This is a genomic window from Methylomonas montana (assembly GCF_030490285.1).
In the GTDB taxonomy this organism is placed as follows: Bacteria; Pseudomonadota; Gammaproteobacteria; order Methylococcales; family Methylomonadaceae; genus Methylomonas; species Methylomonas montana.
The window spans coordinates 2,239,031-2,253,807 of record NZ_CP129884.1 but is presented as its reverse complement, the minus strand read 5'-3'; the positions used below and the strand labels follow the sequence as shown (position 1 = coordinate 2,253,807).

Annotated in this window: 10 protein-coding genes; 4 read left to right on the top strand and 6 right to left on the bottom strand. The window is 52.8% G+C overall.

Going from position 1 to position 14,777, the window contains the following annotated elements:
- The first annotated feature begins 139 nt into the window (after positions 1 to 139).
- Positions 140 to 1,690: a phytoene desaturase family protein gene (locus QZJ86_RS10475; RefSeq protein WP_301938771.1), complete on the top strand. Its 1,551-nt coding sequence runs from the start codon at positions 140 to 142 to the stop codon at positions 1,688 to 1,690.
- A gap of 39 nt (positions 1,691 to 1,729) precedes the next feature.
- On the opposite strand, the gene QZJ86_RS10470 is transcribed toward QZJ86_RS10475, so the two are convergent.
- The 5 genes from QZJ86_RS10470 to QZJ86_RS10450 all read right to left on the bottom strand — a co-directional run bounded on the left by QZJ86_RS10470 (position 1,730) and on the right by QZJ86_RS10450 (position 9,451).
- Entirely contained in the window at positions 1,730 to 2,626 is an 897-nt protein-coding gene (locus QZJ86_RS10470; RefSeq protein WP_301938768.1) for a DUF7281 domain-containing protein, read from the bottom strand.
- A gap of 13 nt (positions 2,627 to 2,639) precedes the next feature.
- Positions 2,640 to 3,869 carry a hypothetical protein gene (locus QZJ86_RS10465; protein WP_301938767.1) on the bottom strand — a complete coding sequence of 410 codons (1,230 nt, stop codon included), beginning with the start codon at positions 3,867 to 3,869 and terminating at the stop codon, positions 2,640 to 2,642.
- Positions 3,866 to 4,498 (bottom strand): condensin complex protein MksE, encoded by a 633-nt coding sequence (locus QZJ86_RS10460; protein WP_301938766.1) that lies wholly within the window; start codon positions 4,496 to 4,498, stop codon positions 3,866 to 3,868. Before QZJ86_RS10460 ends, QZJ86_RS10465 begins: the two co-directional genes overlap by 4 nt.
- Positions 4,491 to 8,171, bottom strand: coding sequence for an ATP-binding protein (locus QZJ86_RS10455; RefSeq protein ID WP_301938765.1), 3,681 nt, complete (start codon positions 8,169 to 8,171; stop codon positions 4,491 to 4,493). Before QZJ86_RS10455 ends, QZJ86_RS10460 begins: the two co-directional genes overlap by 8 nt.
- An 80-nt stretch (positions 8,172 to 8,251) precedes the next feature.
- Positions 8,252 to 9,451: a cation:proton antiporter gene (locus QZJ86_RS10450; RefSeq protein ID WP_301938764.1), complete on the bottom strand. Its 1,200-nt coding sequence runs from the start codon at positions 9,449 to 9,451 to the stop codon at positions 8,252 to 8,254.
- Positions 9,452 to 9,855: 404 nt separating this feature from the next.
- Between QZJ86_RS10450 and QZJ86_RS10445 the strand changes: the two genes are divergently transcribed.
- Entirely contained in the window at positions 9,856 to 11,136 is a 1,281-nt protein-coding gene (locus QZJ86_RS10445; protein ID WP_301938762.1) for an NAD(P)/FAD-dependent oxidoreductase, read from the top strand.
- A gap of 14 nt (positions 11,137 to 11,150) precedes the next feature.
- Here QZJ86_RS10445 and QZJ86_RS10440 read toward each other — a convergent pair whose 3' ends face one another.
- On the bottom strand, positions 11,151 to 12,035 hold the full coding sequence (locus QZJ86_RS10440) for a LysR family transcriptional regulator (protein ID WP_301938761.1): 885 nt from the start codon (positions 12,033 to 12,035) through the stop codon (positions 11,151 to 11,153).
- A 157-nt stretch (positions 12,036 to 12,192) separates the two neighbouring features.
- On the opposite strand from QZJ86_RS10440, the gene QZJ86_RS10435 reads away from it, so the two are divergent.
- Together QZJ86_RS10435 and QZJ86_RS10430 are read left to right on the top strand one after the other, a co-directional pair.
- A complete protein-coding gene (locus QZJ86_RS10435; protein ID WP_301938759.1) occupies positions 12,193 to 12,771 on the top strand; it encodes a beta-class carbonic anhydrase in 579 nt (192 codons plus the stop codon).
- Positions 12,772 to 13,352: 581 nt separating this feature from the next.
- A complete protein-coding gene (locus tag QZJ86_RS10430; protein WP_301938757.1) occupies positions 13,353 to 14,747 on the top strand; it encodes a CmpA/NrtA family ABC transporter substrate-binding protein in 1,395 nt (464 codons plus the stop codon).
- Positions 14,748 to 14,777: the final 30 nt, after the last annotated feature.

The window sequence follows — 14,777 nt, the reverse complement described above, 5'->3', positions numbered from 1 at the left end:
TGAACACCCCTCTCCAAAACGCGTGTTAGCAGCACAATAACAAAGTTTCCATCGGTTATCCCCGGACAAAAAACCAACTTGTTTTCTGTTAAGTTTGTTCCTAAGCTAGCCAGCTATTTATCCTCATAGAAGACACTCCATGCGCGGCGTTCACAGGGAATCGGCAAAAGAAGTTTACGACGTCGTCGTCATTGGCGCGGGCATTGGCGGACTGAGTACCGCCGCATTACTGGCGAAAACCGGCAAGTCGGTGTTGCTGGTGGAAAGGCACGACAGGCCGGGCGGCTATGCCCACGGCTTCAAGCGACGAAATTTTCATTTCGATTCCGGTGTACATCTGGTCAGCGGTTGCAACCCGGAAGGCTACGGCAACGGCAGCACCATTAATAAAATCTGCCGTGCCGTGGGTATAGATCCACAGTCTCTTTTCATTCCCGTCCCATCTTACGCCCGCGCGGTTTTTCCGGAATTCGAAATCCCTTTGCGAGCCGGCGAGGCGGAGTTCGTTGCCGGCTTGACCGAACGCTTTCCGCAGGAAAAAGAAGGCCTGCTGGCATTGATCCGGCTTTGCCGGGTGTTGGCGGAAGAGGCCATGCTGGCGGAAGAGTTATTAGCCCAGAGTAAGGCGACGCGGGTCTCGCCGGCGCAAATGCTATCCAATTTGTTCCGCTACCGCCGCACCACGCTGGCCGAAGCGCTGGACGAGTTTCTGGTCGATGTCCGCCTGAAAAGCGCTTGCGCGATGCTCTGGCCTTATTTGGGTCTGCCGCCGTCGCAACTGTCCTTTCTGTACTGGGCAGCCATGATGGCGGGTTACACTTACGAAGGCGGCTACTACTGCCTAGGCAGTTTCCAGATATACGCCAATCAACTGGCTGCGGCCATCGAAAATCAGGGCGGCGAAGTCTTGCTAAACTCCAGCGTGCGGCGGATTTGCGTCGAGCACGGCAAAGCCTGCGGGGTCATATTAGAAAACGGCCAGGTGATCCGGGCCGAAACAGTGGTTTCCAACATCGACGCGCGGCAGACTGCCGAGTTGTTAGTCGGCCGCGAGCACTTGCCAAATGGTTATTGCGAAAGCTTGGCGAAGCTGTCGCCGTCTTTGTCGATCTTCGCCAGCTATATCGCTACCGACCTGCCCATCGCCGAACAGAGCCATGCCCATGAGGGCTTTTTTTTCGAATCGTTCGACCATGAAGCCAGCTACGCCTTAACTCGGGCCGGCCAATGCAACTGGTTTTCCGCGACGCTGCCTTCTTTGGCCGATACTTCCCTGGCGCCGCCGGGACAAAGCATTATCATGCTGACCACGCTATGCCCGTTTGACGTCGGTCAGTCCTGGCGCATAGCCAAGAGCGGCTTTCAGCAGCGGTTGTTGGAAAAGGCCGAGCGGCATTTTCCCGGCCTTAACGACCACTTGTTGATGGTGGAGTCGGGTTCGCCGCGCACCTTGGAGCGCTACACCCTCAACCAGCAAGGCGCGGCCTACGGCTTTGCCCCCAGTCCGGATCAGATCGGTCCGAACCGGCCCAGTGTGGTAGGTGCCCTGCCCGGCCTGTATCACACCGGCCATTGGACCCGGCCGGGCGGCGGCGTGGCGGGCGTCAGCGTCTCTGCACTACTCGCCGCTCAAGCCGTGCTCGGCATAGCTAAGCAAGAGGATTTTTGGATCTATTTAGGACTGGAATAGCGGCCTTTCGGCAAAGCTGAAACGCAGCACTGACAAGCTTCAGCAATGATCGTGCAGCCAGATGGGAATTAATTCCAAAGGCACATTGTGGCTATAGGTATGTTCTTGTCGCAACGAACTACGTTCATCGCGCATTACGGAAACAAGATTCTTAAAGGGCTCGGATAACAAATTTGAATCTGCCTGCCGAAGCAAATAACCAAGAGCGTCAGACTGAGTGTCAAAACCCATGCGGCTTGCATATCGACTATTCAGTAAAGGTTGGCACGAATCGGCTTTGGGACCCAACCAGAATTTTGCAAAAGGCAATGTCGCCGCAATTTCCAAGCCTTTAGGATCCATATCGCTGAAGACGATAACGGTTTTGTCGGCGCCAAAACGCTTGATAAAGTCGCGGCAGGCCTGGGCTTTGGCGCCACTTTTGTAATCGCCGCGATAGACCCACAGAGCGTGGTTGTCAGGCAGCGGCAGTTGCCAGTTATGGCATAACGACATGATGGCCAGGTTTTCGACGACCACAATGGTCTGGTGCTCGACTGTCCGCAAGCTGGCGTTCAGGCAAAGCAAGCCGGCCGAGGCGATGCTTTGCGGATGCAGTGGAATTTGTACACCGTTGATGCGGAGGACGCCGTCGGCACTGTTCAGTAATAGATGATCATGGCCGGCAGGCTTAGCGGCCAGTTTTTCATTGGGGTGAAATTTGGCTATCTCCAACCGTTCGGCTGGCAATTGCTCGGTTATGAACGGGTCCAGGCCCATTTCGTCTTTTACCCTCTGACGCAGGCGGCGCTTGTCCTCGGCGCTAAAAATCAGACAGTTGTTGCGGACATAACCACAACCATAATGTGCCAGTACTTGTTGACCAAGCGGACTAATGCGGCGCTTGCTGTCTTGATTCGGTTTGTCTCTGACCAAGGCACTGATCCATTGGAACATCTTCCTGTCCATGTCACGCCACCCTTTGTAGCACGATTTCTTCGATGATCTGGTTACCATCGAAACCGGCCAGGCTTTCGCCTTGCATGTCCAATATAATGGCGTGGCGCACACGTTGGGGCAGGCAGCAATGTTGCGCGAATATCATGTCCAGCCACAGTTCGGCTTTGACTTCCAGACTTTGCTCACGCCAATAATGCAGTGCCGAAATTTTGCGTCCCTGCTGCTGAAGCGCTAGCGCAAACAGATTTTCGATATGGGTTTCGTATAGATCTTGATCGTATGCGATCCGATCGGGAATCTCGGTATTCAGCGGCTGTGAGGCGCTGTCCCTTGCCAGCGGCGCGACGGGCTTAGACTGGCGTCGCAGTTCCTGGACGATAGCGGTCAGATCGGCCTGCAATACAGGATTGGCGGTATTGATGCCGGGCTGAAGTGCCAGGCCGGCACCGCGTTTTAATAGTGCCGGGATGCTGGCTTCCGCGCTCCAGTCCAGTGCTTCCCATTCCGGATGTTGCCTGAGAAAATACGCCATGGCCCGGCAGCGGTTGGCGGTTTGCTCTTGCAACCGCAATTTGAACAGCAATTCCTTCATGCGACCGACGATACCGGTCAGCCGTTCGACGATGCTTTTGTGTTGGTCGATGAAATTGATGACTTTTCGACTCAATTCCGGCGGAATAGTGCTCCAGCTCAGCCAACCGTAGCAATCGTTGATTCTGACTTGATTAAGCTCTTGCACCAGATCTTGAGCATAGTTAAGCGCCCGTTGGTTTTGTCTGATTTTGCTGCTCAAAGATCCGACAAAACCGAATTGGCTGATGATGGCCGCGAACATCACACTCAGGCTGTTCTCCAGCGCCTCAATCGCCTCGTACAGCGTATCGTCGATCTGTATTAGATGATATTGCGCTTCGTCCTGGCGGTTCTGTTCCACTGCGCGGCGATAGTCTTCGATGTCTTCCTCAACATTCAAAATTATCTTGGCCATGTTGATGCTTTGCTGGTATCGCTGATTGCGCAATAGCAGGCGGTCGATCAAGCGCTTGATGTCGCTGGTCAAACGGTATTCATCGCTGGTATCGGCGGTGCGTAAAATACCGAATTTCTTTAAGCTGTTGATCGCGGCACGGTTTTCATCATCGGCGAACAGCGTGCCGTCGCTGTAAGTTTGCGCCAACAATTGGTCGGCACCGGCCAGCTTGCGGATCAGTCCGGCAATCTGCTCGTGATCAAAGCTCATAAAAACAGTTCCTGCTGTTCGTGGTCTTCGCCGTCGCTTGCGTGTTGATCCAACTCCAGGTTCTCGGCATCGTTCAAAAAGGCAATCACGGCATGCAGATAATTGATCTTGCCTGTAGCAATATAAACCGAAGCTTGCGGATTGGGGCGAGCCAGGTAGCCGGTTTGTTCCAATTTTTGCAATACCCAGGACAACTGCTCGGCGATAACCGTTTTGTTAGTTTTGAACAGCGTTAATTGCGTAAGGCGACTCAGTTGTTCCGATAAGGACGGTTCATGCTCAATGGCTTGCAACAACTTATGCAGGCGAATCTCGTCGCGAGCCCGAATCGGCGTGTCTTGCCCCAGAGCCGTCATCACCATATCCATCCATTCCACCACCGGGCGTAACTGCGAGCGTATTTCCGAAAAAGCCTCTCTGATGGCGGCGTGGTTGCTGTCGTCGACTACAGTGTAGCCGGCGTAAAACAGTTCGCCGTCCAGATTCAACAATTCGCGGTCCAGTGGTTTTAAGAAGGCGTTGATCTTGTCGGCATTGGCCGGCTGCGACAAATACTCAAACGCCTCCGGGTAGGCAGTCGGACAAATGAAATGACCAGTCAACAGGTCTTCGGCAACTTGCTTAAACATGATTAGCCTCCTGGAGAGTCTGTGCGTTCAACAGTGTATCCAGCTTGCTGGGCGGTAGTTCTACTTCGTGCAGCCTTTGCTGAGTCAGTAGATAGCGGCGATTGAACAAACCCAGCACATGACGGTCCGCGGTCGGGGTTGCAGAAAGAATATGGATGTTTTGCTTGGCTAAAAGATTCATCATCGCCTCGATGTTTTCCGGCGCCAGATCGCCGAGTTCGTCGATCGGCCAGCACACCACGGTGGGGTTTTGTTTGCGCAGCATGGCGGTGACGCCGGTGAAGAAGGTAATCAGCGCCAGATAAGACAGGCCGGTGGAGCTCACGTCCCTTAATTCGCGGGCGTTGCGGGCATGTTTAAGCTGGCCGTTTTCGAAGATGCTGAATTCGATGTCGAACAAAGCCACATGCCTGATTTTGACCCCAGTGGCCGGCAACAGCGCGGTCAGTTCGTTCATGGCCTGCACCAAACCTTCCGGAACACCCTGTTGTCCGCTCAATTCAGCGGTGTCACGGTATTGGCCGTATTGATCACCGAACTTTTTCAAGGCTTGCCAATATTCCAGGTCGCTCATTTTGGAACGGATATTGACTGTGATTTCGCCTAGCGCGGCGAAATAGCGTTCCTCGCTGACGTATTTAGACAATTCGCTGCCGGTACTTTTGATCGCGCGGTCAAAATTATACAAATGCTGATAAAAGGTGTTGACGCTGGAAGCGTGCAACTCGATTTGTTGAGCGGTAGCCTGTTTGACGTGGCCGACCATTTGCAATACATCGATTAACGGTTGTTCGATCTCCAGGGCTTCGGCCTGAAAAAACTCGCTGCGGTGAGCAGCCGAGTGCAGCGCTTGCGACCAGGCTTCCGCCAATTGGCTGCGCTGATGAGAGTTGAAAAGTTTCACCAGCTCCTGCTTCCCGCTTTGAATATCGTGCTCTTGACGCTTGCGTTGCTTGATGTTTTCTTGAACCAAGCGAGGTAGAGTGCCCGCCGCATAGTCAGGCTGGCCCTCGGCCAACACCGGCGGGCAATTGCGTAATTGCTCCATGCATTGCTCCAACAGCGCCAACAGGCTGTTGTTTGTCTTCAGCTGTTCTTCCAGAGTGCCGATTTGTTGGTTCAACTCGGTTCTTTGCCGTTGAAAATCCTGCTTTAACCGATCAGTTTCGTCTTGCAACTGCTGAATTTGACGAAAGCAGTCATCGCGTTGCCGGCAGTACTGCGGATGCTGTTGCCAGCGTTTTTGCAGCCAGTCTTGATATTCCTGGGCTTTGCGCTGAAAAACGCGAGCCTCTTTTTCCAAGTGCTCTGCTTCTTTGCGTGTAGCCATTAGCGTCAAAACAGTCTGCTCATCGGCGCCGCTGCTCACTAAATCGCTTTTCAATTGCTGGTTGATGCGGCTTTGCTCCTGTTTGAAATGCGCGTTGTCGGCTTCGATTTGCGCCTGGATGGCCAGCAGAAAATTCTCCAAATCCGAATCGATGATGCCTTTGCGGGCCAGATACTCGTTTTGCAGCTCCCGCATGACCTGCAAGTGCTGTCTGTCGATGTCGGCCAAGGCCTTGTCGCAGGCATTGATGTCGGCGGACAATTGGTTAATGCTATCTTCCAATTGCTGTCTGGATTTGGCGGTTGCAGCCTCGACCTGGTCGGACAGCGCTTTGCCTTCGTTGCGCAGGTTTTCCTCCTGCTTGTCGGCCTGTTGCACGGCTTGTTGTGCTTTACCCCCGGCGGCCTTGGCTTGCTCGCGCAGTTTATTGGCGGCTTGCAAAGATGCTTCCAGTTCAGCACATTCCTTGCTTAATGTGGTCACCCGTTCGAACAGGTCTTTTTCCTGCTGTTCCAGGTGTGCCTTGTCTTCTGTCAGAGAGCTGCGATCGGCCAAGGCCTCCAAGTCGATGCTAAGGCCGTAAAACTCCTGGCTAGCTTGGTTATTCCATTGCGGAGCTAGGCCGCTATTGTCCAAGAGATCCGGCGCGATCACCCGGCCTATGTTTTGCTGCCAGCCTTCGACTTCCTGTTCCAGGAAATATTGCAGCGAACCAGGCTCCGGGCGTAGACGTTTCTGACAGTCGGCATGCTGTGCTTTTGTGCGCCTGGATTCCGCTTTCTTGGCTTGGATATCCCGTTCGATTTGCTGGTAAAGATTCAGCCGGTTTTGGTAATCGGATTGCGTTTCGGCCAAGGCTTGATAAGCCGCCTTGCTGCACTGGCCGGCATCATCCAGCGCTGCGCGGTTTTTGCGCTGATCGGCGCGCAGACTATCCGGAATCGGCGGATTTTTTAGTTCGTTTTGCTTGAGCTGAAATGTGGTCGAAAATTGCGTGCGCTGTTCTTTAACAGGCTGCAGGCGGCGTTCTTTGTCTTCCAGCAAGCGATCTTTGCGCTGCTGAAATTCGCTATCCGCTTCGCGCAGGCTTTGGCTTTGCCGCAGTTTGGCTTCGGAGCGTTGCTGTTGGTAGCTTTGGACTTTTCTGTCGTGGCCGTGCCGTAGCTCGAATAATTTGTTTTGGTAAAAGCGGGTGATTTCCTGGGTTTTGTTTTCAAGCGCATCCAGTTCGGCTTGAATATCCTGCTGTTGTTGCGCGTAGTCTTCGGCCTTGCCACCTTTGAGTCCAAAGCTTTCGGCGCCTTGTGCTTCGAATGTCAGTTTTTGCGCTTCCAGCTGTTCGATTTGGAAATTGAGGTCTTCTAAGCCGACTTTTGCATTTCTAAGCGCGTCTTCCTTGGGTTCAAGCTGTTGATTGTAGGTTTGCTGCAGATGATCCCGCTGTTGGCGTAAGCCGGTTAGACTGCCACCCAGTTTTTCACTGTCTCGCTGCCCGGTCTTGTATTTGTCCCGACCCAGAAAGTGCAAATGCGACAGCAACTTCAGGGTTTGCTTCAGCTCGGCCAGGGTTTGCAGCAACTGGTCAAAGTCGGCGCGCTTGGCTTCAATTTCCCGCGCCGCGCTCAAATCGGCCAGCCAGGCGTCGATATGTTGTTTATTCAGCTGGAAGGGTTGTTGTTCGTCTTCGTTTTGCAAAAAGGTTTGACTGAGCTTACTGCGGGAAATATCGATCAGCATTTGCTTGATCACGTCGAAATCGCCGATTTTTTCGATCACCGAGCCGATGACTTTTTCGATGTGGTTCATCGGTGCGGCAGCCATCGCATAACGCTTTTGCAACAGGCGCAAGTCTTTTTTGCCACCGCTGAGCTGATGGCACTGAATGATGCCGCAGTAGTCGTCGACTGCGACGAATTTGGACGTTTCAGACCCGGTCGTTCGGTAAAAACGCTCTATACTCTGGCTGTCGCGGGGATAACCGCTTTCAGCGATATAGAAATCCTGCCGATACGGTGCGTCAATGAACTTGTATCTAGCAGCGCGACCATCACTTTGCACCATGACATGGCAAACCTGTTGATAGGGCCGTTGGTATTCATACACCAGATAGCTGCTGGTGCGGGGCAGATAATATTCCAGAAAGCTTTTTTTGCTGCCGCTGCCACCGACGATATTGCTGGGGCGCTCGCCCCAGAACAACTGCATCAAGCGCAGAAAGGTGGTTTTGCCGGCGCCGTTGGTGCCGCTGAGATTGGTGTGCCCGTCCAGTTTCAACAAAACGGTTTTGCCGGACCAAAAACTGTCTATCAGGATAATTTTTTGCAATTGGTAACAGTTTGTCATTGATGTTCTTAGATTTACAAGCCCAAGTAAGGTGGTGACGGAACCCAGATCAACGCTGGCGGTTTTACGGTTTACAACCGTTATTTGGCGCGGAAGATAATCGACTTCATTCGCGCCAGTTTCGGCGATACCACCGGCACCGTCAGCATGGTGCTGAGCACGGCCATCAGCAATAGGGCCGTGAAAGTCTCGCTGGTAATAATTTCCTTATCCAACAAAACATTGGCAAAGATGATCATGATCAAGGCCTTGGTTTGCAGCAGCCAGCCAATCAAAGAGGCCTCGCCGCGTTTCCATTTCAGGATTTTTCCGGCCAGATGGGTGCCGAGCAGCTTTCCGAACACCGAGACAAACAACAATAGGCCGGCGACGACCAGCACCGCGGTTCCGCCCATGGCCCAATTGGTTTTCAAGCCGGCGCTGATGAAATAAACCGGCATCACCGTCAGCAAAAGATGATGGCGTAACAGGTCCATTTGCGTTTGATTGAACCAACAGCCATCCAGGATAGCGCCGGCCAGGAAGGCGCCGACCATAAAATGTAGCCCCGCCCAATCCGCGGCAAAACCGGTAGCCGCCAAGGCGATGATGCCGACATACCAACGGTCGCGTTCCGGCAGCCAGGCCATCAGTTTCCTAATCCCATATGCCGATATCGCAAAACCCAGCAGAAAAGCACCCTGCCGACCCACCCGCTCCCAATCCAATAGAATTAATGCCAGCACCGCCCAAATCGCAATATCGTCCATGCTGGCATAACGCAGGATGCGCTGACCGATGGGCTGGCGCAGGACTTCCAGTTTTTCCATCAATAAAATCAATATCGGCAACGCTGTCACCGCGCAGGACATACCGATACCCAGTACGAATTGCCAGGGCATCGCTTTACTGCCTATCCAGCCCTCGAACGTCAGCATACCCAAGGCGGCGACGCAGCCAAACCCCAAAGGCACGCCCAGCGCCAGTCCGGCGGTGATAGTACTTTCCAGCCTATGTTCCCAGGCTTGGCGCAGATCCAATTCAATGCCTGCAACCCAGACAAACAGCATCACCGACCACCAGGCGATGCCGTTCAGCGCTTGTATCACCTGGTTGTTGAACACAAAGGCGTAATAATCGGGAAATGCCGCACCTAAAATGCCAGGCCCCAGCAGGATGCCGGTAATGATCTGCACCACCACCAATGGCGCGAAATAGTCTGTCCTGCCGATTCGCCATATCAGATACGGCAAACTGTAGATAATGGTCAGAGCAATCAGGAATATTTCCGTGGTGTTCATCGGCGGCTGGTTTTAGAGTTAGTTAGCGGGGTATTATTGCAAAATTAGCGTTTATGCAAACGGTGCATGTAATTGCCTGGAACAATAGATGCTGACAACGCTGATGGAAGCTGTTTTGCGTTTAGCCCTCCTGTTCATGAACGCGTTGCCAACGGGTTTGTATTAGACTGAACAGTAAGAAACCCACACTCAAAACAGCAATGCCGTTAAGTTAAGGAAAACCGTTCCCTGTCCCGCCCTCTATCAGAGGCTGTGTAATAGGTAGGTTGGGCTTTATTGTATTCAACCCAACCTACATTTGACTTTTACGACAGCGTCCAACAGAAGAGGCTGCTTAACTCAACGGCATTGCAACAAACTAGTCATGCAATTAAACAATCACTCCCAGATTCAGGTGGAATCCGATGTCGCAATTTGAATGCTTCGATGCCGCCGTCATCGGTGGCGGCCCGGCCGGCGCCAGCGCGGCGATCATGTTGGCTAAAGCCGGCAAACGCGTGGTGTTGTTCGAGCGCTCTCGTTTTCCGCGCTTTCAAATCGGTGAATCCTTGTTGCCGGCCTGTTGGGAAATCTGGCGGCGGCTGGGTATCACCGAAAAGATTGAAGCCGAAGGTTTTACAGTGAAACAGGGCGCCAATTTCGGTATGTTCAATCAAAAACCCGATGTGTTGCTACTGACTGCCGAATATCCAGGGTATTTCGAACGGCCTTATACCTATCATGTCGAACGCGCTCGTTTCGATGAAATTTTGCTGGAACATGCAGCAGAATGTGGCGTTGACGTGCGTCGGGAATGGTCAGTCGCGGACGTACTATTCGAAGGCGAACGAGCGATTGGTGTTAGTGCCGGGAAGAATGGTTCCGCACCTGCGCCGATTCATGCCTCGGTGGTGGTTGACGCATCAGGACGGGAGTCGCTGATCGCCCGCAAACTCAACTGGCGGCGCCCCTTACCCGAACTGAACAAAATCGCCCATTTTGCCCATTTCAAGGGTGGCTTTCGCCGCAATCCGCACGGTTTTATCAATTTTGGCGAGGTGATGGATGGCTCGGTGACGACCGACATCCACACCATCGATGGCGGCTGGGTTTGGTATATCCCTTTAAGAAACGATATCACCAGCGTCGGTGCAGTTTTGGATACCCGCTTCGCGAAAAACTTGGGCGATTCTCCCCAAGAACGCTTCGAGAAAGCCATCGCCAGTTGTACCAGCGTGCGCGAATGGCTCGAAGACGCTGAGCAAGCGATGGAAGTCAAAACCATTTCTTCTATCGGTTATATGAATGAGCGTTTTCACGGCGACGGCTTTGTGCTGGTGGGCGATGCCTCGATGTTTGTCGATCCGGTGTTTTCCGCCGGCGTGACACTGGCGATGCGTAGCGGTCTGTTCGCTGCCGATGCCATTCTGGACGGTTTCGCTAACGGCGGCGATTTCAGCGCGGCCCGGTTGCGTAATTATGAGGAGCGCATCCGTGAACCGATGGGGCGGATTTTCCAAATGATTTACAACTGGTATCGGATTCTGGAGCAAAAAGACGCCAATAATATTATCCTGCGTTCCCGGCAAAGCCCGATGCTGCGCGAGCGTTTTATCGTCCTGCTATCCGGTGGTTACGATAAAGTCAGCATGGAACAAATACTCGAAGCGGCCGAGGAACCGCAGTCAACGTATTTGATTTCATAAGCCCAATTTCAGCCTTATCGCTCGAAATACGCCAATAAAAAATCGATGAAGCTTGTTAACTTAGCGGGATAAAAACGCCGCTGCAAATAAGTGGCGTAGATTGCCAGCGATGTGCGGCGGTATTCGCGCAAAATTTCCACCAACTCGCCGCTTTGTAAATACGGCGCTACCGATAGCCTGGGCGCCTGGACGATTCCCATCCCCATCGCCGCCGCCTGACACAATGCCCGACCGTTATTCGACGCCAGCACCCAATCGGATTTGATTTTTTTTAGTTCGCCATCGACATTAAACAGCCAATAATCCCCATGCGGCGTATCGACATAATGCAGGCATTGGTGGTTGCCAAGCTCGTCTATCGTTTGCGGACAGCCTTTTTCGCTCAGATAAGCCGGCGATGCATAGGTACATAATTCAGTCTCGGCAATCTTGCGCGCCACGACGCCAGGGTCGAGCGTGTCGGTCACCAATAAGGAAATATCGAAACTACCGACCCGTAAATTCGGCGGCTTGTTGTCCAGCGACATCAAAATCTTCACCTCCGGATATTGGCGCAGATAACTTTCGATAGCCGGCACCATATACATACCGCCAAAATCGATAGGCGCGCTGAGTTTGATGGTGCCTTTCACCCTTTCGCCCAATTGCGCGGTGGCGGCTTCCAAATCAGCCAGATCCTCCAGCAATTGCTTGCTGCGGTTGTAATAAGCTTCTCCGGCGCTGGTCAGGCTTAAGCTGCGCGTGGTGCGATGCAGCAAAACCACGCCCAAGGACGCCTCCAGTTGGGCGATGTATTTGCTGATCATCATGGTCGATAGCTTCATTTCCTTGGCGACCGCCGAAAACGTGCCCAACTCGACAATCCGGCAAAAAACGCGCATGTTGTTAAACTTATCCATTGCAGCATCCAATATAAACTTAAAGTTTATATTTTATAAACCAAATAGCATCTTTAAACCAGAATAGCGCTTGGCTACAATGCCGCCCGGAGATAGTCGTTACACCGTCTGGTTTCGTGGTTTTAAACCAGACGTTTTTTCACCCACCGAGGTTATTATGAGCAAAATTCACAACGAAGTACTCCTGGCCAATCGCGAATATGCGTCCGGTTTCGACAAAGGTGGCTTGGCCATGCCTCCCGCACGTCAGTTTGCGATACTGACTTGCATGGACGCCCGCCTCGACCCTGCCAAATACGCAGGTTTATCCGAAGGCGATGCTCACGTGATCCGCAACGCAGGCGGCCGCGCCAGCGACGACGCAATCCGTTCCCTGGTTATTTCCTACAAATTACTCGGCACCAAGGAATGGTTCGTGATTCATCACACCGATTGCGGCATGGAAACCTTTACCAATGAAATCATGAGCGATTTGCTGGCCAGCAGTTTACAGACCGCCAGCATCGATGCGACCGGTTGGCACGACAATGGCGCGGGTCCAGGTTCGACCGACGGTAAATACATCAATTGGCTGACCATCAAAAACCAAGCGGAAAGCGTGCTGGAAGACGTTAACCGCATTAAATCGCATCCCTTGGTACCCGGCGAAATCCCGGTTTATGGCTACGTTTACGACGTAAAAACCGGCAGGTTACTGGAAGTACCGGAAGCGACCGCGGCCGGTCAAGCCCGCTAAACCGCAATCTTGTCCGATTAAGGGCGCAACACTTTAACAGCCGTCGTTGCGCCCTCTTCTCTTAAACGCCAGCCGATTTCTACTTTCTCCGGCAAGCATCTCGTCGGATAAGCCTCGCCAGAACAACTCCAAATTTACCCGGTTCCCGATAGTTAAGCGCCATTCCGTTGGCTTCGCTAGCGTTTAGAAAGGCTACGTGCAATCCGCAATCCCTGTTTTTCCGTAGGCTACCGTTAATGATTGCCGCACCATACAAGTGCAAAAAACAGGGGCTGTTTCAATAGAGTGCATCGTTTTCAACGCCGTTTTAGTGCGCCGTCTGACTCACAACACATCAAGCTCATTTAAAAAACACAATAAGCCACTGTTTTAAAATAAGATTTATAAAAACATCCCAGTGAAATGCAAAGATTGGCACCGGGTTTGCTTTATGTAAGGCAATACTCCAGCGTAGGAGTCGCACACTAAAGCAGCTCATCGTTGAGCAATCGAGACAAAGGCGTCTATCGCCCGATTTGATGACAAATCGGACGTAGACGCCTTTTTTTTGGGCCAATTTTTCTCAAATGACAGGAACCGACATGAAACATTGCAGAATATTTACACCGAAAACACTTGTCGCCGCGCTAAGTTCGGCCGTCGCAGTGGCAATATTAGGCTTTTCCAACCACAGCTTCGCCGCCGGCAAACTGGAGAAAGAAGACCTGAAATTCGGTTTCATCAAACTCACCGATATGGCGCCGCTGGCGGTAGCCGCCGAAAAAGGCTTTTTCGAGGAAGAAGGCCTGTTCGTGCAACTGGAGGCCCAAGCCAACTGGAAAGTGGTGATGGACCGAGTCGTCAACGGCGAACTGGACGGCTCGCATATGTTGGCGCCGGCGCCATTGGCGGCAAGTGTCGGCTTCGGCACCAAAGCGGATATCGTTGTACCGTTCAGCATGGGCTTCAACGGCAATGCCATCACCATATCCAACGACATCTGGAAACAAATGAAGCCCAACATTCCCACGGAGGGCGGCAAACTGGTGCGCCCGGTTAAAGCGGATGCGCTGAAACCGGTCATCGACAAATACAAAGCGGAAGGCAAGCCGTTCAATATGGCAATGACCTTCCCGGCCGGCTCGCATAACGTGAAATTACGTTACTGGCTGGCCGCCGGTGGTATTAACCCTGGGTTCTATTCACCACCCCAAGACATTTCCGGTCAAATCAACGCCGAAGCCATGCTATCGGTAACTCCGCCGCCGCAAATGCCGGCGACGCTGGAGTCCGGCACCATTTTCGGCTACTGCGTCGGCGAACCGTGGAACCAGCAAGCAGTATTTAAAGGCATTGGCGTGCCGGTGATCACCGACGAAGAACTCTGGAAAGACACGCCGGAAAAAGTCTTCGGCGTTACCCAGGCTTGGGCCGACAAATATCCCAATACTTACCTGGCGGTCACTAAGGCTTTAATTCGCGCCGCTATCTGGTTGGACGCCGACAACAACAAGAATCGCAAGGAAGCGATCGAAATGTTGTCGCAGAAGCAATATGTCGGCGCCGATGTCGAGGTATTGGCCGCCAGCATGAACGGCACCTTCGAATATGAAAAAGGCGATAAACGCGCCCTTCCCGACTTCAATACTTTCTTCCGCCACGGTGCCAGCTACCCGTCTTACAGCAGTGCGGTCTGGTATCTGACGCAGTTACGCCGCTGGGGCATGGTCAACGAATACAAACCGGACAACTGGTACCTGGAAACCGCGAAAAAAGTTTATCGCCCGGACATCTATCTGGCCGCCGCGAAAGAACTGGTCGCCGAAGGTAAAGCCAAGGCCGAAGACTTCCCGGCCGACACCGGCATCAAGCCATCGCAAAACTTCTTCATCGACAAGATTCCATTCGATGCCAACAAGCCTAACGATTATCTGGCCAAATTTCCGATAGGCCTGAAAGGCAAGCAAACCGTCTCCGGCGGCAAGATAGTCGATTAACGAACTCTGGTGGGTGCTCTACACAAGGAT

Excerpts from the sequence above, each read along its gene's own strand:
- QZJ86_RS10475 (WP_301938771.1), top strand. The coding sequence starts at position 140 with ATGCGCGGCGTTCACAGGGAATCGGCAAAAGAAGTTTACGACGTCGTC.
- QZJ86_RS10470 (WP_301938768.1), bottom strand. The coding sequence starts at position 2,626 with ATGTTCCAATGGATCAGTGCCTTGGTCAGAGACAAACCGAATCAAGAC.
- QZJ86_RS10465 (WP_301938767.1), bottom strand. The coding sequence starts at position 3,869 with ATGAGCTTTGATCACGAGCAGATTGCCGGACTGATCCGCAAGCTGGCC.
- QZJ86_RS10460 (WP_301938766.1), bottom strand. The coding sequence starts at position 4,498 with ATGTTTAAGCAAGTTGCCGAAGACCTGTTGACTGGTCATTTCATTTGT.
- QZJ86_RS10455 (WP_301938765.1), bottom strand. The coding sequence starts at position 8,171 with ATGACAAACTGTTACCAATTGCAAAAAATTATCCTGATAGACAGTTTT.
- QZJ86_RS10450 (WP_301938764.1), bottom strand. The coding sequence starts at position 9,451 with ATGAACACCACGGAAATATTCCTGATTGCTCTGACCATTATCTACAGT.
- QZJ86_RS10445 (WP_301938762.1), top strand. The coding sequence starts at position 9,856 with ATGTCGCAATTTGAATGCTTCGATGCCGCCGTCATCGGTGGCGGCCCG.
- QZJ86_RS10440 (WP_301938761.1), bottom strand. The coding sequence starts at position 12,035 with ATGGATAAGTTTAACAACATGCGCGTTTTTTGCCGGATTGTCGAGTTG.
- QZJ86_RS10435 (WP_301938759.1), top strand. The coding sequence starts at position 12,193 with ATGAGCAAAATTCACAACGAAGTACTCCTGGCCAATCGCGAATATGCG.
- QZJ86_RS10430 (WP_301938757.1), top strand. The coding sequence starts at position 13,353 with ATGAAACATTGCAGAATATTTACACCGAAAACACTTGTCGCCGCGCTA.